Source organism: Flavobacterium bizetiae, from assembly GCF_902804475.1.
Classification (GTDB): Bacteria; Bacteroidota; Bacteroidia; order Flavobacteriales; family Flavobacteriaceae; genus Flavobacterium; species Flavobacterium bizetiae.
Map to the genome: position 1 here is coordinate 31650 of NZ_CADCSU010000076.1, position 21212 is coordinate 52861.

The following is a 21212-nucleotide window of genomic DNA, read 5'->3' on the forward strand; positions in this document are numbered from 1 at the left end:
ATGTTAATCTTTTAAATTGTAATTATTGTGGCTTTTCTAATAATTGAATTTCGAAAATAATGTTAGCATTTGGCGGAATTACTCCTCCAGCTCCAGTTGCTCCGTAAGCTAAATGAGAAGGAATAAAAAGAATGGCTTTATCTCCAAATGAAAGCTGCTCGATTCCTTCAATGAATCCCGGAATCATACCGTCTTTACGACCTGCCTGAAACGGAATTGGCTGATAACCGTGTTGTTCTGCTCTCGCTGCATCAAATTTTCCAAATGCTTTATTAACTTCTGGTACGCTTGAATCAAATAAAGTTCCATCTTCTAAGAAACCTGAATAGTTAATGTATAATTGAGCTCCGTTAGCTGGTTTTTTACCAGTTCCTTTTTCTGTAATAATATATTCTAAACCACTGCTTGTTTTAGTAGCTTTTGGTTTTTGAGCAGCATAGTAAGCAGCTTTTTCTGCCTGAACACCTGCGTATTTGCTTTTTTCTTTAGCGATTTCTGAGAAGTAATCAGTAAAAACTTTTACAGCATCAAACTTTTTAGCAGCTTCACCATTTCTGATAATCGTTACAGCAACAATAGTATCACCTTGTTTTACCTGATTTACAACTTCCTGACCTTTCTCTACTACATGTCCAAAAACGGTATGTTTTCCGTCTAACCATGGAGTTTCAACATGTGTGATAAAAAATTGACTGCTGTTTGTTCCAGGTCCGTTATTGGCCATTGCCAAAACTCCTGCTTTGTCAAATTTTAAATCATTGATTTCATCTTTAAATTTATATCCTGTATCTCCAGAGCCCGTTCCTTCAGGATCTCCGGTCTGAATCATAAAGTTTTCAATAACCCTGTGAAATTTTAACCCATTAAAAAAAGGTTTCTTTTTTAGGTAATCTTTTGTTACAAACTCATTTTTACCTTCGGCAAGAGTTACGAAGTTAGCTACAGTAACAGGTGCTTTTGTATAATCTAATTCAACAATAATGTGCCCTTTATTGGTTTCAATATCTGCATATAAACCATCAGGTAGGTTGCTGTGCTCGTCTTTACAAGAATATAATGAGCTAACAGTTACAGCAAGTAATAATAGAATACTCTTTTTCATTTTTAAAATGTTGTTTTATGGGTTTATTGTATCTTTTTTAGTTGGGGCTGCAGGTTTTGGTGTTGCAGGTTTTGGAGCGGCAGTACTTTGTGTCTGACCCGCTGCAGGTGCTGGTTTAGCCGCTGGATCCGGTACAAAATTACGAAGGGTAACAGTACAAATTAAGGATTGATTTGGGCCAATTTTTTTGTTATCGCCATGATATCCATACGCCATATGCGAAGGAAATAAGAACGTTACAGTTTCGTTTTTATGCATCATTTTAATACCATCACGCAATCCCATCATGATATCTTGTTTGTCTACATAATACGTTTGTGGGCCAAGATCAGCTTCAGAATAAATAATCTTACCGTCGATATCTTTTACTTCCAGATTAAAATAAGCGATATCTCCTTTTTTAGGAGCGCTAAGATCTGTTGTATTTCGTTCGTCGTAATACAACCAATATCCTTTTCTGGTAGCGTAATATTTTGTTTTTGGATTGTTTTTGATGATCTTTTTAATCACATCTTCTTCATTGGCCACAAGTTTTTTGTTTCTGTCGACCGATTTTTTCATGAATGTACCTGAAGCCTGAGAGATAGGTCTTCTGGCTTCTTCGTGTTGCTTACAGCTCACCAATAAAACAGCAAAAAGTAGGGCGTAAATGCTTTGTTTTAAATAGTTCATATAGGGTTATATTTTTAGTTTGTTTACTAAAGCTTCAAATTTTTTCACGGTTTCTTCCATCGAAACGTCTGATCTTCCTCCGGCTGCATTGCTGTGTCCGCCACCATTAAAGTGATCTCTGGCAAATTGGTTCACATCAAATCCGCCTTGTGAACGGAAAGAAATCTTAATGATTTTCTCGTCTTTATTTTCGATAAAAATAGCAGTAAAAACAATACCTTTTATACTTAATCCGTAATTTACGATTCCTTCTGTATCACCTTTTACATAATCAAAAGAATCCAGTTCGGCCTGAGTAAGCGTAGTATAAGATGTTTTATGTTCTTCAAGCACTTTCATATTCTGCAAAGCACGACCTAATAATTGCAAACGGCTGTATGAGCTATTATCAAATAATAAAACAGGAATTTGAGTGTTTTCGACTCCCAGATCAATTAATTCAGCAATAATTCGGTGCGTATTTCCTGTTGTTCCCGGAAAACGAAATGACCCCGAGTCAGTTAATATTCCAGTATAGATGCAAGTGGCGATGGTTTTGTCTAAATCTTCTTTTTTTCCTAAGAAAGAAATGAAGTTATAGACCATTTCACAAGTTGAGCCAAACGAAGTGTCAGAATACATGTAAGCAGCATAATCGTCCGGTTTTTGATGATGGTCGATCATAATAAACGGAGCCGTTAGCTTTGCTAAAGTATGTTCCATTTCGCCCGTACGATGAAAAGCATTAAAGTCTAATGTAAAAATCAGCTCAGCTTCTTCTAATATTTTGGTGCAGTTTTCAGTGTCTTTTTCAAAGATTTTTACCGTTTCAGAACCTGGTAACCAGGCTAAAAAATCCGGAAAATCGTTTGGAGCAATCACAGTTGGCTGGTGATTGTTTTTTAATAAAAAATGGTATAACCCTAATGTTGAACCCATAGCATCGCCGTCAGGACCTCTATGCGGAATTATGGCGATTTTCTTTGGGGTAGCGAGTAACAATTGTATCGCTTGAATATCTTGTATTTTCATAGTGTGCGAATTTACATTTTTTTAATGTAATGTTGAAATCATTTTACAGATTAACACACTTTTATTAGTTGTCAGTTTTCGGTCGCGGTTTTCAGTGCAGACTGTGACTGAAAACTGTGACTGCGACTAAATTAAAGCCACTTTTGATATAACTTATATTTCGCTCCTTTTACAATTTGCGATTTATAAATTCCTACAGAGCCTGAAGAAAAATAGGCGATGGTACATGCAATTGCGATGAAAATTCCAGGTTGAATTCCGAAAAGTTCCATGCCCATAATGATGCAGGCGATAGGGGTGTGGGTCGCGCCAGAGAATACTGCAACAAAGCCTAAACCTGCCAGTAGCGCTATTGGTAATGGAATAATTAAGGATAAAGCACTTCCTAAAGTAGCGCCAACAAAAAACAATGGTGTTACTTCTCCGCCTTTAAAGCCAGCTCCGAGAGTAAATCCGGTAAATAAAATTTTAAGCAGAAAATCGTACCATGCATTGGCATTCGAAAATGAATCTACAATTACAGGAACGCCTAATCCGGAGAATTTTGTAAATCCCAAACCTGCAATGGCAATGGCAAGAATAATTCCGCCAATAAAGGGACGTAGCGGCGGATATTTAATTTTAGAAAAAAGTGATCCCCAGAAATGTGTACTTCTGGAAAATAATAAAGCTGCAAAACCGGATAGAATTCCGATAATGATAACGTAAATTAAATTTATAAAAGTAAAATCAGGAACTACAGGAATGCTATAATGTGTGTGTTTGACCTGCCAAAATTCTACAGTAAAGTACGCTGCATAAGCTACCAGAAATGATAAAATAGTACTTTTTAAGTTGATTTTACTAAAGTATAAAACTTCCAGAGCAAAAATAGCACCCGCCAGCGGAGTTCCAAAAACCGATGCAAAACCTGCACTAATTCCCAAAATAATCAGAATTTTTCTTTCGGAATTATCTAATTTAAAAAGCTTTGTAAATTGATCTGCAATTGCGCCGCCCATTTGTACAGCGGTTCCTTCACGACCTGCAGAACCTCCAAATAAATGTGTAAGTAAAGTTCCTAAAAGTACTAAAGGAGCCATTTTAAACGGAATGACTTTCTGAGGATTTTCGTATTCTTCGAGTAGTAAATTATTTCCTTTTACAACAGATTCTCCCCAATAGTAATAACTTAAACCTACTAATAAACCACCAAAAGGCAAAAGCCAGATAATCCAGTCATGGTGAATTCTATATTGTGTAACCCATTCGAGGGCAACTAAGAAAAATGCAGAGGCTGATCCGGACAAAATACCAATCAAAACACAAATGAGAATCCATTTGAAAATCGCAAAAAGTATTTGTTTTGGGTTTTGAAAGCTCATTAATAGTTTTAAAGTTTTTCTTGCCACGAATTTCACGAATTTTTACTAATTTATTGATGTTTTTGCGATTTTTTTGCCACAGATTAAAAGATTAAAGAGGATTTCTTTTTTTATATTTAACCATCTTTGATGGTTTTAATTTCAGCTCTGAATTTTCAGTAATATAAAAAGCTAACAAAACTTTAAAGACCTGATTAGAAATAATCTTTTTAATCTTTTAATCTGTGGCAAAAAAATAATTCGCGAAAATTAGTGCAATTGGTGGCAAAAAAACATTTGTATTAAAAATTACTGCACAACAGCAGTAAATTCAATTTCAACTAAATATTCAGGTGCAACGAGTTTGCTAATTTCATAAAAACCGGTTGTAGGTTTTACATCTTTAAAAAATGAAGCGTGAGCTCTTGCTACTTCTTCAAAAGAAGTAATATCTGTAGTAAAAATTCTGGTTCTGATTACGTCTTTCATTCCAACATTCAAATCTTCTAAAACTTTTTCAACACGTTCGAGGATGTTGTAGGTTTGAGCATAAGCATCATCAGCTTTTACTTTTTCGCCATCAACAATTGCCACAGTTCCTGAAACTTCAATGATATTACCAATTCTTACCGCGCGGCAATATCCCATTTTGTCCTCCCAAGGCGATCCTGTTAAGATGTTTTCTCTTTTCATTTCTTTATAGTTTTTTGAATTTGTTTCTTCAATTTAAAATCAAATTCCGGTTCGTTAATTTCGTTGCAATTTATAAAATATGCAAATGAAAAAGAGTATTAGAGACTTGAAATCATTTCGTAAATCTTTCTTTTTTGTGATATTTTGAGACGTAGATTTTCTTTTTCTTTTGCCACAGATTTCACGGATTAAAATGATTTATATTGTAAATGTTTTTTTATCACGACCCGAGTGATAGCGAACAGATAAAGCAATTACACTAATTTTCGCCAATTTAATTCGGGTAATTCGTGAAATTCGTGGCAAAAAAAACTTAATTATTCTATTTGATACTGCTCGTAAAGACGAAGTTTATTTTGAGTTACAGTAAGGTTTTGTTGCAACACTTCGATTTTGTCTAATAGATTCGCGATTACATCCAGGCCTTCCAAATTAATTTTTAGGTCATAATGCAGGCGTATCATTTTTTCGACAGCAGGTAATTGTTCGGGTTGTAAATATTCATCTTCTTCAAAGAAAATAATTTTTATCAAACCATAATTATGAAGTTCTGTTATAAAGGTATTTTCAATTTCGTGATACACACAAAACTGCTTTATTTGAATTAAGTTTTTACTATTCATGATTTCTTAATTTAGCTAATTCTTCGAATAATTCTTTTTCTTTTGCAGAAAGCTTTGTCGGAATTTTTAAAGTATAAGTAATGTATAAATCTCCAAATTGATTGTCTTTTTTATAAACAGGAAAACCTTTTCCTTTTAGTTTTACTTTCGTTCCTGGTTGCGTTTCAGGGGCGACTTTTATTTTTACTTTTCCGTCAAAAGTATTCACATAAATTTCTCCTCCTAAAATTGCAGTGTACAAATCAAGATCCACATCGGCATATAAATTATTGCCTTCTCTCTTAAATTCTGAATTATTATCAATTAAAAAAGTAATGTATAAATCGCCATTAGGACCTCCGTTTGCTCCGGGTGCGCCATGATTAGGTATTTTTATTATCTGACCATTTTCAACTCCGGCCGGAATTGTAATTCGGATGTTTTTTCCGTTTACCGTTAAGTTTTGTTTGTGGGTTGTGTAAGCTGATGCCAGATCAAGTTGTAATTCGGCATTAAAATCCTGTCCTCGATATTTCGCCTGACCTCTTGAGCTTCTTCCGGCAGAACCGTACATAGAATTGAAAAAATCGGAAAAATCACTTCCTGAAAAATCTCCTCCTCCAAAATCAGAATAACTTTGGTTGCCGCCTTGCTGTTGTCTCGAATATTGTTGTTGGTTAGGATCGTAGCCAGCCTTTTCGAATTCATCAGCATGTTTCCAGTCTTTCCCGTATTTATCGTATTTTTTACGATTTTCAGGATTGCTTAAAACTTCGTTGGCCTCATTTATTTCTTTGAATTTTTTTTCGGCCTCTTTGTCATTTGGATTTAAATCCGGATGATATTTTCGGGCTAATTTTCGATATGCCTTTTTAATTTCGGCTTCAGTGGCCGATTTTGTGATATCTAATACTTTATAATAGTCAATGTAGTCCATTTGCTTGTATTTTTAATAAAGATAAATTAAAATATTGAAGTTAATCATAACTTATTAAATGTCAAAACAAAAAGGTCAATTTCGTCTTAATATTGGTATTTTAAGAAATACCAGAGAAGATTATATTTATTTAAGTTAAATCTTATTTTTTTGTAAGTATTTATAATTATTTATTTTGTAATTGCAAAAAATAAACTTACAAAAACTTGTAAGGATCTAACCTCTTAATTTTTGAATTATGAAAAAACTATCTTTTTTAAAATCAACCTTTAGTCTTGTTCTTGTATTGACGATGTCAATCTTATTAGTAAATTGTAGCTCAAGTAGTGATGATGATGAGGACTATGTGCCATCAACAGGCAATGCCTTTAATTTAGCTGATTTTACTTTAACAGTTACTTCAAAAAAGTTAGTTGCTGATTGGCTTCAAATTGACTATACTATAAAAAATACTTCTAAAATATCATATACCAAAGGTGAACAAGGAAATTTCACGGTGAAGTTTACGGCTAAAACTACTGATGGCGAAATTTTTCAGAGAACCACATATGTACAATATGTTGAGGCGGGAGTAACATATACAGATGATGTACATCTTAATTATCCTGTGGGAAAAACATTAGATCTTTCTACTTTAACAGCTGTTATTGTAAAAGATTAATTTCATTATAATTCTTTTTTAGCTAAAACTAATTTAGGTTTATTAATTAACAAATCCGATTTGTCTCAGACAAGTCGGATTTTGTTTTTGTATGTAGATTGATTAATAAATAGTAATAAAGATGTTTTTTGGCAGGTTTTTTGCTTTCCAAAAATTAGCCTAATATATTGTTATAATAGTCTTAAAGTTGTAGTGCCTAATTAAATTATGCTATTTTTGTGATGCTATGCTTTGATCTTATAAAATTTTTAAAAGCCGATTCGATAATACTTTTTCAATGAAGCACATCTTATTTTTCATATTATTTTTTACTGCTGTCACTGTTTCAGCTCAGACTGAATTTGGTACAAAATACAGACCTATTGCAGCGCCAAAATTTAGCGCAAAGCCCAAAAAGACTCCTGTCCCAGAGGTTAAAGATCCTCAGGCTCCTAATATGGATATCCCAAGTATTAAGACTCCAAATGTTTTTGATAATACCAGTATTACGCCAAAATCGCAATTGCAGGTAGGAGCAGAGAAAAGTAAATTTACGATGTCGACCGAAACTGATTTTGCTAATCCTGGCGATCGTTATATACCTAAAATGGAAAAAGATCTGGATAAAGCTTTAAAAGATGCCGGACTCAAAGAAGGCCGTGGTACTTTGGTAAAAAGAAACATTTCTTTGGGAGATTTTAGAACAAAATCGAAATATTTTATTGTAAAGTTTCGAGATTTTGGGGCTATAGATGGTGATATGGTAAAGGTTTTGTCTAATGACCAGGTAATTAGAGATCAAATCATTTTACAGGCAAATTTTATAGATGTACAAATTAATCTTGTAAATGGTTTTAATAAATTAGATTTTGAAGCTTTGAATATTGGAGCTTTAGGTGGAAATACCGCTGAAATTCGAGTTTATGATGATAAAGGCCAATTGGTAACGAATGATTATTGGGATAATCTTGCAGCAGGATTTAAAGCTTCGATAGTAGTTACAAAAGAAGAATAAGATACAATCAGAATTATTGCATCTTATTCTTAATATTTGTTTTCACTTTTTACATCTCACATTTTACTCTTTTACAAGTTCAGCTTTAGTAGTTGGTTCTCCGGTTTCTTTTAATAAAAAACTAACCAGAATCGCTATCGAAATTCCGATAATCCAAAATAAACCTGCTTGCTGAAAATGTGCCATTTTATCTGTAGTGTCATTTAGGGTTTGCCCAAATAAACGACTGAATAACGGACTCAAAAGAGTTGTTACTCCAAAAGTTATAAAATTAATGGCTCCGGTAGCACTTCCTTTTACATTATCAGGATTCGCTTCTTTAATGATAGAATACGGAATCATCGCAGCTCCTGAACCTACACCCAATAAAAACATACTTATTTTGGTAGGAAGTAAATCCGGGAAATACAATAACTGAATCAGACTCAGAATCATAAATAATGCTCCAAATACTAAAACTGGTTTGCGTCGATTTATTTTATCTGTAATATATCCCAGCAACGGACATCCAAATACCCATCCAAAAGCAACCATTGCGCTCGAAATCGTTGCGGTATGAAAATCGAAAGCACGATCTTTCTGAAAAAAATTAACTGCCCATGTCATGGCAAATATGGTAGTGGGAGCAAATAATAATCCGGAGATAATGCCGCACAACCAGGATTGCGGATTGCTAAAAACAATTTTGTAAGGTTCAAGCAGGCCTTGTTTTTTTACAGGTGTTTCTGCTTTTTTCTCGACCACATTTGCCGGAGTTATAAACCAAAGTCCGAAGGCAACGATTATGGTAAAAATTCCGATCGAAAGCCAAAAGGTATTTATGTCCATTCCTTTTTCAATCAGCGGACCTACAACAAATTGTCCAGCAGAACCGCCAAGCATTCCAAGACATTGGGTAAAACCAATAGCTGTTGCCAATGATTTTGCTGAAAATCCTTTCGTGGCTAAATATACACAACCCGGAAAAGCAAAAGCACATCCTGCACCCTGAAACAATCGGCCAACGACTCCGCTAAACTGACTTGAAATAATAAATAACAAACAGCCAATTCCTAAAATTAATGCTCCGGCGAAAAGCGAATATTTAGCTCCAAATCGATCCAGTGCAATTCCTGCGATCAAACTGCAAGTCGAATAAGTGTAATAATAAGTTCCTATAATAGTAACCAATCGAATCTCATTTACGGAAAAACTCTGTGCAAGTTCCGGAAGCATTACAGCCGGAGAAGACCGTATTACATAATCTAAAAAATAGAAAAGCAAACCAAATACCCATGCAATGATGTAATATTTGGTAAATGATTTACTGGTATTGATATCCATAAAATGTATTTATTTTATTTTGAAGGAACACGAATTGCACGAATTTGCACAAATTTTTGATGAGTACTTTAAGTTTGCGAAATTAATTTCACAAATTGAATTGGTGCAAATTCGAGTAATTAGTGTTTGTGTTTTGGGTCTAAAAATCAGTCTTAGATGCCTTCTTTTAAATGCTTATAATTAGATTTAATAGTTTCTAAAACCTCTTCCATTTTACCGCCGAGCATTAATCGGGTCATTGATTTTGCCATTCCTACCACTTGTTCCCATTCAACTTTTGGCGGCATTGCCAATGCATTTGGATTCGTGAAGATATTTAGTAAAACAGGACCATTATGTCTCAACGCATTTTCGATCGCAGTTTCAACTTCTTCGGGTTTGTGAACATTTACGCCCTGAAATCCCATGGCTTGGGCAATTAATCCAAAATCAGGATTTACCATATCGGTTTCGTTATCGGGTAAACCATTTACTTCCATTTCGAGTTTTACCATTCCCAAAGCACGATTATTAAAAACAATAATTTTTACAGGAATATTATATTGATGAATGGTTGCCAAATCGCCTAAAAGCATCGACAAACCTCCATCGCCACACATGGCAATAACTTGTCTTTCAGGATGTGCGAGAGCCGCTCCAATTGCCATTGGCATTGCGTTTGCCATAGATCCGTGATTAAAAGAACCCAGCATTTTTCGTTCGCCGGTTCCTTTTATAAAACGGGCTCCCCAAACACAGGTCATTCCGGTATCGACCGTAAAAATGGCATCTTTACTGGCTAATTTATCAATAATATGCGCTACATATTCAGGCTGAATTGTGTCTTCTCCGCCATTATCATTAATATAAGTGTTCATGTTTTCTTTTACGCTGGCATATAATTTAAGCTGCGCTTGTAAAAAACTATCATCTGTTTTAGTTTCTAGTAATGGTAATAAAGCTTCAATCGTATCGGCTACATCGCCACATAATCCCATATAAAGATTGGCTCTTCGGCCTAAACGTTCTGTGCTTGTATCGATTTGAATGATTTTATTGTCTGAAGGCATGAATTTATCATAGGGAAAATCGGTTCCTAGTAATAAAACCAAATGCGATTCGTGCATACTATGATAAGCAGAAGGTTGTCCGAGTAAACCTGTCATTCCTATTTCATTAGGATTATTAGGCTGAATGCTCATTTTTCCTCTAAAAGAATATCCTACAGGAGCTTTAATATGTTGCGATAATTGTACGACCTGATCGTGTGCTTTTTCGGCACCAATCCCGCAGAATAAAGTGATTTTGGTACTCTCATTTATTGCTTTGGCCAAATGTTGTAATTCAGTATTAGAAGGTCTTATAACAGGATTGCAATGAAAATACTGGGTAGAGATATTGCTTTCAACAGCTTTTAGTTCAGAGACATCTCCGGGTAAACCAATCACAGCAACGCCTTTTTTGCCCAAAGCATGTTGAATCGCGGTTTGTATAATTCGGGGAGCTTGTTCGGCGGTCATTATCATTTGATTGTAATAACTACAATCGTCGAAAAGTTTAATGGTATTGGTTTCCTGAAAATAATCCATTCCCATTTCGCTTGTATTTATTGTCGAGGCAATCGCTAATAAAGGTACATGCGAGCGATGCGCATCGTATAATCCGTTGATTAAATGTACGTGACCCGGGCCACAACTTCCGGCGCAAACCGCAAAACCGTCTAATTCTGCTTCAGCTGCTGCTGCGTAAGCGCCAACTTCTTCATGACGAACATGAATCCATTTTATCTTTCCGTTTCTGCGTATCGCATCATTAAAATGATTTAAACTATCACCGGTAACTGCGTAAACGCGTTTTACTCCGGCCTCTACCAACATGTCAACTAATTGTTCTGCAACTATTTTACTCATGGATTATATTTTTAAAATTAATATTTCGATCGTATAACATTGGTTATGGTTTACTTTCTTAATAATTATATTTTAAGATACACTTGGTGATGATGTAAAAGCGGTTTTTGGTATGGGTTTATAAATTTAGGGATTTTTTTTGAGTTACTAAGGTTCTAAGCTGCTAAGGTTCTAAGTTTTTTTTTGAAGGTTTTGAGGTTCTAAGCTGCTATTCCAAGGCTTCGGGCAATGCCATTAAGTTAATATATTTTAGATTGTGTTCCATTGGAACACCTCATTGGTAGAAAAAAGAATGCATTGTGAGAAACATCGTCCCATTGGGACGTTTGATGAATTGTATAGGTAATCTGTATAAATTATTATTTATAAAATCAAACGTTCCTACGGAACGTGAAAAAACGCCGTATTTATTAAACTACCAATGAAATGTTCCGATGGAACAAAAAAAAGTGATGAGATATTATCCTTAACAAATTGTTCTATTGGATTTTTCTTTAACTTGATGAGATTGGACTTCGGGACTAAGTTTTTCTTTTACGGAAATACAAAAAAGGTTCAAAGGAACAAGTTTTTGATCTTGTTTACCTTTGAACCTTCGTTTTTAAGAATCGAAGATTCTAGTTTTTTTAAACTTAGTCCCGAAGCCTCGGGATAGCAACTCAGCACCTAAGAACCTTTAGAAAGGATCTGCAGTCACTCTAAACTTCATATCTGCTTTTACGGTTACATCTTTCGTAAGCGTTTCTTTTAAGGTAACTTGTGTTCTGATTTTGTATTTATCGGCTTTAATGTATCGATCTAGTCGGGCATCGGTACAAATTAAATCGATGGTATTGCTTGTAGAATTAATGTTATCCTGATATGCCAATTCGATTTCATCAGAATCTGTTGTAGAAATATACAAATGAATGGATTTCAAAAACGTGAAATTTTTATCTGACGGATCGGAAATCGACAATTTAAGCGATCTGATTTTTACATCTTTTACTAACTCAGCTTTGGTTTTGTTGTTCTTAAATTCGGCTGAAGAATTTGTAGTAACATCAGGCGTGATTATTTCTGATGGAAGATTAATTGGTGAAGTACTTTTTATTTTTATTGAAGTTTCATTAGAAATAGTAAAACTCAATAAGTCGTCGATTGCATCGCATGAACTTAAAAATACAAATAATAAAAGGGAAAGGGCAACTAGTTTTGATTTCATAAATATGGTTTTTCTCTAAATACGATGTTTTTTTAATTTTGGATTTTTCTTTTTTAGATACAAAGTAACAAAGGTTCAAAGGAACAAAGAAAAGGCTTAATGAAATCATCTGTTTTAAATATTTAAACCTTTGTGGCTCTGAATCTTTATTCTTGAAAATGGGGATAATAAAAAAAAATCATTCTTCCGATTTTCAATACCATGTTTATTGAAGTTGATTTTTTTTTAGATACAAAGCGACAAAGATTCAAAGGAATAAAGAAAAGACTTAATAAAATCATCGATTTTAAACCTTTGAACCTTTGTGGCTCTGAACCTTTGTCTCTAAAAATCGGAACAATGAAAAAAAATAGTAATTTTTCATTGTTCCGATTTTTAAGATTGAAATATAAAAAGTATTTTTGCGCATGCAACACAACGTACTTATTTTAGATTTCGGATCGCAATATACACAGCTTATTGCGCGTAGAGTTCGCGAATTAAATATATTCTGCGAAATTTTCCCTTACAATCACTTTCCTAGTGATTTATCACCTTATAAAGCCGTAATTTTAGGAGGAAGCCCATTTTCTGTTCGTGCAGAAGATGCTCCACATCCTGATTTATCTCAAATTCGAGGCAAGCTACCTATGTTGGCAGTTTGTTACGGAGCACAATATTTAGCTCACTTTAGTGGAGGTGAAGTTGCTGCTTCGAACACCAGAGAATACGGTAGAGCAAATTTATCTTATATTAAAGAAGGTGAAACTTTCTTTAACGGAGTTTCAGAAAACAGCCAGGTTTGGATGAGCCATAGCGATAGTATCAAAGCGCTTCCAACCAATGCAGTAAAATTAGCAAGTACACATGATGTAGAATTTGCTGCTTATAAAATTGAAGGCGAAACTACTTATGCTATTCAGTATCACCCGGAAGTTTTCCATTCTACAGATGGATCAAAAATGCTAAAAAACTTTTTAGTGGATATTGCTGATGTTCCTCAAAACTTTACACCAAATGCTTTCGTAGAAGAAATGGTGGGAGAATTGAAAGAGAAATTAGGAGATGATAAAGTTGTTTTAGGATTGTCAGGCGGAGTAGATTCTACTGTAGCGGCAGTTTTATTGCACCAGGCAATTGGTAAAAACTTATATTGTATTTTCGTAAATAACGGTTTACTTCGTAAAAACGAATTCCAAAATGTATTAGATCAATACAAAGGAATGGGATTGAACGTAAAAGGAGTAGACGCCGGAGATCGTTTCTTAAGCGAATTGGCCGGAATCAGTGATCCTGAAACTAAACGTAAAACTATTGGTCGTGTATTTATCGAAGTTTTTGATGATGAATCACACTTAATCGAAGATGTAAAATGGTTGGCTCAGGGAACTATTTATCCTGACGTAATCGAATCAGTTTCGGTAAAAGGACCATCGGCAACAATTAAATCTCACCACAATGTAGGTGGATTGCCGGATTATATGAAATTAAAAATTGTAGAACCACTTAGAATGTTGTTTAAAGACGAGGTTCGAAGAGTTGGTGCTACTTTAGGAATAGATCCTGAATTGTTAGGAAGACACCCTTTCCCGGGACCAGGATTATCAATCAGAATTTTAGGAGATATTACTCCGGAGAAAGTTCAAATCTTACAAGATGTTGATTCGGTATTTATCGAAGGATTAAAATCTTGGGGATTATACGACAAAGTTTGGCAGGCTGGAGCAATTTTGCTTCCGGTAAACAGTGTTGGGGTTATGGGCGATGAGCGTACTTACGAAAAAGTAGTAGCGCTTAGAGCTGTAGAATCAACAGATGGTATGACTGCTGACTGGGTACATTTACCTTACGATTTCTTGATGAAAGTGTCTAACGACATCATAAATAAAGTAAAAGGCGTGAACCGCGTGGTTTACGATATTAGCTCAAAACCACCAGCAACAATTGAGTGGGAATAGTATTGTTTTTCAAATTAAGGCGTTACATTTGTAATGCCTTAATTTTTTAAACCTACTATTTATGAGAGAATTTTTAACGATTTCTCTTGTCTTTATTTTGTCTTTTAACAAAATAACTGCGCAAGATTCAATTATTGAACACAAAATTCAAAAAGGAGAAACTGCCTATTTTATTGCCCAAAAATACAAAGTTTCGATTGATGAAATTTACAAACTCAACCCCGAGTCTCAAAACGGAATCAAAGACAATCAAATTATTAAGATTCCGGTTCACCCCGCAGAAAATCAAAATTCAAACCAGCAAATTACTCATATTGTTGGTGCCAAAGAAACTCTTTTTGGCTTATCAAAACAATATAGCATTTCGGTAGAAGCCATTCAAAATGCAAATCCTATTCTTGCCAACGGACTTCAGATTGGTCAGGAATTAATTATCCCGCAGAATCCTGCCAATCTTTCTAAAACTGAAATTACAACTTCATCAAAAGTAACGCATCAGGTTGTTGCCAAAGAATCCTTGTTTAGTATTGCGAGACAATATAATGTTTCGGTTAGTGATTTAGAAAATTTAAATAAAGACCTTCTTTTAAACGGATTACAAATTGGTCATGCGATTTCAATTCCAAACAAAAGAAAAACTTTAGACGGAAGAGTTCGTGTAATCAATCAGGAAACCGTTTTTCATGTGGTAGAGCCTAAGGAAACTAAATTTTCGATCGCTAAGAAATATGGTATTACTATCGAACAATTAGAATCTCAGAATCCGGAAATTGTAAACGGATTGGTTGTAGGTAATAAATTAGCCATTAATACAAAAGAAGTTAAACCTGCAAACGAGAGCGAAGAATTGATGTTGGCTCTTGCCGAAAAACAAGTGGTAGTCGAAAAAGGAAAAGCCAAAACGGTTGAATTAGAAGATCTAAAAGACAGATTGGTGGTTCAGAAAGAAATAAATCAGAAGATTATTAAGATTAATGATCTGAAAGTGAATCTGAACGATATGAATGGTTCCAGGGAGAATTCGGTTGAAAAATTACGTCTGGTTTTAGAAGCCAATAAAAATGTACAGGATATTTTAATGGCAAAATTAGATTCGCTGGTAAACACGATGAACAATGATTTGGTCGATTTAAAAAGAATGGACATTCTGAATGTGGATGAATCAAAAAGATTAGAAAAGCGATCGTATGAAAGCATCGGCAAAACCAGTGAATTATCTTCTCAACTTAAAAAAGAATTAGCCGAAAACAGAAAAGCCTATGCCGGTTTAATGAATAAAGTTGAAAAGATTGCTGTTGAAGAAAATCAGGAATACAAGAAGAAAATCCGCGAAAGCGAAAAAAATACGAATGCTACCTCTTTACAACAACGCCTTTCTCTAGAAGAAATAAAGCGTTATAAAATAGAGCAGGAGCAGGGTGATGCACAGAATCAACTTTTAATTGCTAAAATTGATTCGCTGGATACTCAGAAAAAGATTGAAGTAAAGCGACATATCAGTAAAGCGACTTATTATAGTATGGAAGCGCGAAAGTTTGATGATAAACTGGCTTTGATCAAACTGAAAAAGTATCAGAATGAAGCGATTAAGAAACAGGATAAATCGGCTTCGGCGGTATCTTCAAAAACAATTTCTTTGGAAGAAATGAAGCAGGAATTAAAGGAGAATCCGCTTAGAACTGACAAAACAGTAAAAGTTGAAGTTTATGATAATCTTAAAGAAGTTTCAAACGGCTATTACTTAGTTTTAGGTATATTTACAGACGCAACGCTAAGAGATAAGCTCATTATGAAACTCATTGATTCTGGCGATTTTAACGCTAGTTTCTTCTTTAATATCAACAGTCTTTCGTACTATGTTTACTCAGATAAGTACCAAAATATGGAAGAAGTGCTCTATAAATGCAAGAAAATGGAAGAAGATGAGTTATATAAAGAGGTTGTTATTGCTAAGATAGAAATTGATCTTAGATAATAATTAGCAGCAAAATAACAAGTGGCAAGAATCTTGCTTTAAAGAGAACTTAGTTACTTGTTTTGAATTAGAAAATTAAATTGTTTTAAGCTTTATTATGAAATATTATTCAACTCTATTGTTTCTTGTTTTTTTTGTAACGTTTTCTGCTTTTTCACAAGAAAAGGTGATTAAATATACAGTTGCGAATGGGGAAACTATTAACCAGATTGCAGTGAAATTTAAGGTTACTCCTTATGATATTTATGCATTAAACCCAGATGCCAGAAGTGGTATAAAACCTAATACTGTTTTGTTGATTCCTGCAAATGGTACAAAATCTGCGGCGGCTAAGACAGAAACAGCTGTGGCAAAAACGGGCGGTAATACAAAAGAAATAATTCATGAGGTACAGCCAAAAGAAACTTTTTATAGTATCGAAAAAAAGTATGGTATCTCTGATGAAGCTTTGAAAGCTGCAAATCCTACTTTAGAAAAAACCGGAGTTCAGATTGGGCAGAAACTGGTGATTCCTGCAAAAGGATCAGCGGCAAAATCTCTTGTGGCTGCAGAAAAACCAGCGAAAGAAAAAGCTCAGGAAAAATACGTATATCACGATGTTGTGGCAAAAGAAACTAAGTTTTCGATTGCCAAACAATACGGTATTACAATTGAAGAATTAGAAAAACGCAATCCTGAAATTGTGTCGAATTTACCAATTGGTTACCGATTAACGATAAAAGGAAAAGCGCCTAAAACAGAAACTTCAAATCCTGCGGTTACTACTGCTGCAAAACCGGTTGAAACGGCTAAAAAAGCAACAACCTATATGGAGTATCAGGTAAAACCAAAAGAAACTTTTTATAGTTTAGGCAGAACTTTTCATATTTCTCAGGAAGAATTAACGGCATTGAATCCGTCGCTTTCTGAAGGAGTAAAAGAAGGAATGGTTTTAAAAGTTCCGGCAGGATATTTAGCACCGGCTCCAATAATTCCGCAACAACAGCCTGTTGAAAAAGCAATCGAAAGTCCTAATACCGGAGGTTCTATACAAATTGTAGATAAAGTGAAATCTGAAACGGTTTCTGTTAATCCTGAGGTGGTAGAACTAACGAAAAAAAGAGGTCAAAACGAGCGTAAAAAACTGGTTTTATTGTTGCCTTTTAACTTAGCTAAAATGCAAAATGATACAGCAAGCACTGCTAACCGTATCAAAAATGACAAGTTTTTAAACATGACTCTTGATTTTTATTCAGGAGCAATGATGGCGATCGACTCGGCTAAAACGTTGAAATTGCCAATAGATGTTGCTATTTATGATTCTCAGGAAACAAAAACAACTTCTAATGTTTCGACTTTGATTGCTCAGAATAAATTACAGGATGCTCATGCAGTGATAGGTCCATTTTATCAAAGCAATGCCGAAGCTACGGCAAATACATTGCGTATGTATAATGTTCCGGTGATTTCTCCATTATCAAAAGATAAAGCAAACCCAATTGATAATTTGTATCAGACCATACCTTCTAATGATGTGGTGAGAAATGCTATGTTTGATTATATGCGTGCAAAAAATGGTAATATTGTAGCGGTTGTCGATAAAAAGAAAGAATCAGTTATTAGTTATATCAAACAAAACCAAAAAGGAGTTGTGTTTGCTGCTTTGACAGAAACTGGTGGTCTGGATGTAGCGAATTTAAAAAGCTTGTTATTGCCAAACAGAATGAATTATGTGGTGATGGAAACCGGAAATACTGCTATGGTAAAAAGCACTATAAAAGCTTTGCTGGATGCACAAAAAACATGTCAGGTACAATTGGTAATTTTAGAGCCAAACAGTACGTTAGATACTGACGAAATCAGTTTTGATAATCTTGTAAAACTAAAATTAATGTATCCATCTGTAACGCGCGAAAGTGATGAGCCTGGAGTTTTAATCTTCGATAAAGAATACAGATTAAAAAATAAAATAAATCCAAATACTTATGCAACTCGTGGTTTTGATGTAACTTTTGATACGATGATGCGTTTGGTACAAGGAAAAACATATCAGGAAACAGCTGATTTAATGACAACAGAACAAGTAGATAATAAATTTCAGTTTTATAAAAAAGAGGATGGAGGACACGCTAATAAAGGAGTCTACATTTTATATTATGATACTGACTTAACTTTAAAAGTAGCGAATTAATGACATCAAAAGTAACCTATTTAGGAGATTTAAGAACACAATCAATACATGTGCAATCAGGAAGCGAGATTATCTCTGATGCACCTTTGGACAATAACGGAAAAGGAGAAGCTTTTTCTCCAACAGATACTGTTGCCAATGCTTTAGCAAGTTGCATGATGACTATTATGGGCATCAAAGCGCGTGATTTAGGCGTAGATTTTATTGGTTCAACTGCCGAAGTAACGAAGATAATGAATGCTGAACCACGAAGAATTGGGGCAATTGAAATTGTTTTTGATATGCAGGGTGTTGAAGAGGAAAAAAGCAGAACAATTCTGGAACGTGCCGGAATGACTTGTCCGGTATTTTTGAGTTTAAGCAGTGAAATCGAAAAGAAAATTACTTTTAACTGGAAGTAATTTTTCGAACTAATAATATTAAAAAACCATTCGCTACGACGAATGGTTTTTTGTTTTCAGGCGCAAAGCTTAAACGTAATATTGTCATTTCGACGAAGGAGAAATCACACTCGAGATTTACAAAGATTTGCGATTTTCTTTGCGGAGATTCTGGTGTGATTTCTCCTTCGTCGAAATGACAAAACCTTTGCGCTTTTGTGTTTTTGCGAGATTAATTTTGTTTTGTAAACGCTTAAGTAAATCTAAAATAAAATCAGCGTCTATCAGCTTAAATCAGTAAAATCTGCGTGAAAAATCTTTTTTAATTCTTTTAATCTGTGGCTAAAGAATTCTCTCGCAGATTCTGCAGATTTTATTTTTTATAAACCTTTTTCAGGTTTTAAATCTTCCAGAATTGGAGTTAGAATACTCTTTACTTCTTTTTGAATAGTTTCATTTTTTTGTTCGAAAATGACAATGCTGTTTTTGCCTTTTTTGAGCCAACATCCCGGTAAATATAGAGTTTGCTGTGGGCCAACGCTCCAGTAACGTCCAATATTAATTCCGTTTACAAATACAATTCCTTTGCCCCAATCGCGCATGTCAAGAAAGGTATCTCCCGTTTTATTTAGTGTAAAAGTTCCCTGATATAAAGCAGGACGATTTATTTTGCCTGAATTTTTATAAGTTGTCAAATCAGGTTCCTGAGCCATTGGTAATTTATACATTTCCCAATCTCCCGTAATAGTTTCACCATTTATGATAACGGGACTTATAATGCCTTTGTTATTGGCATTAATTTGAGAACCATAATTTATGCGTCCCATGTTTTCTATCACAATATCTAAAGTAGCATTAAACGGAACTTCGATTTCGCAATCGTATTTTTTATAATATCGGTTCAGTTCTGCTACTTTTTTTCCGTTTACATACACAATAGCATAATCGCGTAATCCTTTCAATTCTAATTTCCCGCTAATAGGCTGAGTGAATTTTTTACTGTACCAAACATAACCATCACCTTGATTTAATTGCTCAAAAGTCAACGGATTATCCTCTATAACTGGAGTTATCTTCGATTTTAAATCGGCAAGATCAACCACTTTATTTAAGGTAATATTTGGTATTGCGATGACAGGCATTTTTTCCGGAACAGCCGGGGTTTCGCTTGTTTTTAATAACTCCCTTAAAGCATTGTATTTGGGAGTCGCCCAACCTGCTTCGCTAATAGGAGCATCATAATCGTACGAAGTCATATCAGGCTGTATATCATGTTCTTTGTCGTAATTGGCTCCGGAAGTAAATCCGAAATTAGTTCCGCCATGCACCATATAATAATTAAAAGAAACCTGATTGTCCAGATATTTTTTGGTCTGACGAACGGTTTGTTCCGGTGTTTGTGTCGGGAAAGGCTCTGCCCAATGATCCAGCCAGCCCGGATAAAATTCGGCAACCATATAAGGTCCCTGATTATTATTAAACTGATTGACAACTATTTTTAGCTTCGTAATATCGCTTTCGCCATTGGCAGTAGGTAAAGCCCCCGGCAAAGCTCCGCCTTCAAACAGCCAACTTCCGTCTGATGTAAAAAAGGGCACTTCAAAACCAATATCTTTTAATTGCTGAAAAACGGCAGCGCTGTATTTTTTATGTTCTTCTAAAGAAATGTCTTTACGTTGCGCCACATAAGAACCAAATTCATTTTCGCCCTGAACCATTATAATTGGACCGCCTTTGGTAATTTGCAAATTTTTCACCTGACCGTATAATTCGGTAAAATAAGCTTTTGTTGCCGCCAGATATGCTGCATTATGTCCGCGAATGATCATATTTGGAACATTTTGCAGAAACCATGGATATCCGCCAAATTCCCACTCAGCGCACACATAAGGACCCGGACGAAGTATAACGAATAAACCTTCTTCTTGTGCTGTTTTAATATATTCTGCTAAGTTTTTATTTCCGGTTTTAAAATCCCAAATTCCCGGAGCAACTTCGTGATAGTTCCAGAAAACATAAGTGGCTACGGCATTTAAACCCATTGCTTTCATCATTTTTAAACGATGGCGCCAGTACGGTTGCGGAATTCGGGAATAATGCATTTCGCCGGAATGAATCTGAATTGGTTTTCCGTTTAATAAAAAATTACCATCGTTTATGGCAAAAGTTTGTTTTTCTTGTGCAGTTAATGATGGAAGTAGAAAGAAATTAAATAGGAGGATGAAATAAACTTTTTTCATTTTATCTGAATTAATGATGTTTATAAAAAAACAAGAGAGCAACATCAATTGCGCTCTCTTGCTTAACCTAACTAACCAA

Annotated in this window: 17 protein-coding genes; 6 read left to right on the forward strand and 11 right to left on the reverse strand. The window is 34.7% G+C overall.

What is annotated here, in order from left to right; translation table 11 throughout:
* Positions 1–22: 22 nt before the first annotated feature.
* The 7 genes from FLACOL7796_RS08790 to FLACOL7796_RS08820 form a co-directional block, all read right to left on the reverse strand.
* Positions 23–1102, reverse strand: coding sequence for a peptidylprolyl isomerase (locus FLACOL7796_RS08790; protein WP_173970427.1), 1080 nt, complete (start codon positions 1100–1102; stop codon positions 23–25).
* A gap of 15 nt (positions 1103–1117) precedes the next feature.
* Positions 1118–1774, reverse strand: coding sequence for a gliding motility-associated peptidyl-prolyl isomerase GldI (gldI, locus tag FLACOL7796_RS08795; RefSeq protein ID WP_173970428.1), 657 nt, complete (start codon positions 1772–1774; stop codon positions 1118–1120).
* 6 nt (positions 1775–1780) lie between these two features.
* Positions 1781–2785 carry a DHH family phosphoesterase gene (locus FLACOL7796_RS08800; RefSeq protein WP_173970429.1) on the reverse strand — a complete coding sequence of 335 codons (1005 nt, stop codon included), beginning with the start codon at positions 2783–2785 and terminating at the stop codon, positions 1781–1783.
* A 131-nt stretch (positions 2786–2916) separates the two neighbouring features.
* Positions 2917–4149, reverse strand: coding sequence for a voltage-gated chloride channel family protein (locus FLACOL7796_RS08805; RefSeq protein WP_173970430.1), 1233 nt, complete (start codon positions 4147–4149; stop codon positions 2917–2919).
* A 288-nt stretch (positions 4150–4437) separates the two neighbouring features.
* Positions 4438–4821, reverse strand: coding sequence for a RidA family protein (locus FLACOL7796_RS08810; RefSeq protein WP_173970431.1), 384 nt, complete (start codon positions 4819–4821; stop codon positions 4438–4440).
* Between the two features lie 317 nt (positions 4822–5138).
* Positions 5139–5444 carry a chaperone modulator CbpM gene (locus tag FLACOL7796_RS08815; protein ID WP_173970432.1) on the reverse strand — a complete coding sequence of 102 codons (306 nt, stop codon included), beginning with the start codon at positions 5442–5444 and terminating at the stop codon, positions 5139–5141.
* The gene (locus FLACOL7796_RS08820; protein WP_173970433.1) at positions 5437–6360 is read right to left on the reverse strand and encodes a DnaJ C-terminal domain-containing protein; all 924 of its coding nucleotides are present in this window, start codon (positions 6358–6360) and stop codon (positions 5437–5439) included. The genes FLACOL7796_RS08815 and FLACOL7796_RS08820 overlap by 8 nt, the downstream gene beginning before the upstream one ends.
* Before the next feature lie 238 nt (positions 6361–6598).
* On the opposite strand from FLACOL7796_RS08820, the gene FLACOL7796_RS08825 reads away from it, so the two are divergent.
* Both FLACOL7796_RS08825 and FLACOL7796_RS08830 read left to right on the forward strand, forming a co-directional pair.
* Positions 6599–7021 carry a hypothetical protein gene (locus tag FLACOL7796_RS08825; protein WP_173970434.1) on the forward strand — a complete coding sequence of 141 codons (423 nt, stop codon included), beginning with the start codon at positions 6599–6601 and terminating at the stop codon, positions 7019–7021.
* 277 nt (positions 7022–7298) lie between these two features.
* A complete protein-coding gene (locus FLACOL7796_RS08830; protein WP_173970435.1) occupies positions 7299–8015 on the forward strand; it encodes a hypothetical protein in 717 nt (238 codons plus the stop codon).
* Between the two features lie 63 nt (positions 8016–8078).
* On the opposite strand, the gene FLACOL7796_RS08835 is transcribed toward FLACOL7796_RS08830, so the two are convergent.
* From FLACOL7796_RS08835 to FLACOL7796_RS08845, 3 genes are all read right to left on the reverse strand, one after another.
* Positions 8079–9338 (reverse strand): MFS transporter, encoded by a 1260-nt coding sequence (locus FLACOL7796_RS08835; RefSeq protein ID WP_173970436.1) that lies wholly within the window; start codon positions 9336–9338, stop codon positions 8079–8081.
* Positions 9339–9490: 152 nt separating this feature from the next.
* Entirely contained in the window at positions 9491–11227 is a 1737-nt protein-coding gene (locus FLACOL7796_RS08840; RefSeq protein WP_173970437.1) for a thiamine pyrophosphate-dependent enzyme, read from the reverse strand.
* 676 nt (positions 11228–11903) lie between these two features.
* Positions 11904–12431, reverse strand: coding sequence for a hypothetical protein (locus FLACOL7796_RS08845; RefSeq protein ID WP_173970438.1), 528 nt, complete (start codon positions 12429–12431; stop codon positions 11904–11906).
* A 407-nt stretch (positions 12432–12838) separates the two neighbouring features.
* On the opposite strand from FLACOL7796_RS08845, the gene guaA reads away from it, so the two are divergent.
* The 4 genes from guaA (at position 12839) to FLACOL7796_RS08865 (ending at position 18914) form a co-directional block, all read left to right on the forward strand.
* Positions 12839–14368, forward strand: coding sequence for a glutamine-hydrolyzing GMP synthase (guaA, locus tag FLACOL7796_RS08850; RefSeq protein ID WP_173970439.1), 1530 nt, complete (start codon positions 12839–12841; stop codon positions 14366–14368).
* 61 nt (positions 14369–14429) lie between these two features.
* Positions 14430–16343 (forward strand): LysM peptidoglycan-binding domain-containing protein, encoded by a 1914-nt coding sequence (locus FLACOL7796_RS08855; RefSeq protein WP_173970440.1) that lies wholly within the window; start codon positions 14430–14432, stop codon positions 16341–16343.
* Positions 16344–16440: 97 nt separating this feature from the next.
* Positions 16441–18513, forward strand: coding sequence for a LysM peptidoglycan-binding domain-containing protein (locus tag FLACOL7796_RS08860; protein ID WP_173970441.1), 2073 nt, complete (start codon positions 16441–16443; stop codon positions 18511–18513).
* A complete protein-coding gene (locus FLACOL7796_RS08865; protein WP_173970442.1) occupies positions 18513–18914 on the forward strand; it encodes an OsmC family protein in 402 nt (133 codons plus the stop codon). Before FLACOL7796_RS08860 ends, FLACOL7796_RS08865 begins: the two co-directional genes overlap by 1 nt.
* Positions 18915–19273: 359 nt before the next feature.
* Here FLACOL7796_RS08865 and FLACOL7796_RS08870 read toward each other — a convergent pair whose 3' ends face one another.
* Positions 19274–21133, reverse strand: coding sequence for a glycoside hydrolase family 35 protein (locus tag FLACOL7796_RS08870; protein WP_173970443.1), 1860 nt, complete (start codon positions 21131–21133; stop codon positions 19274–19276).
* Positions 21134–21212 lie beyond the last annotated feature (79 nt).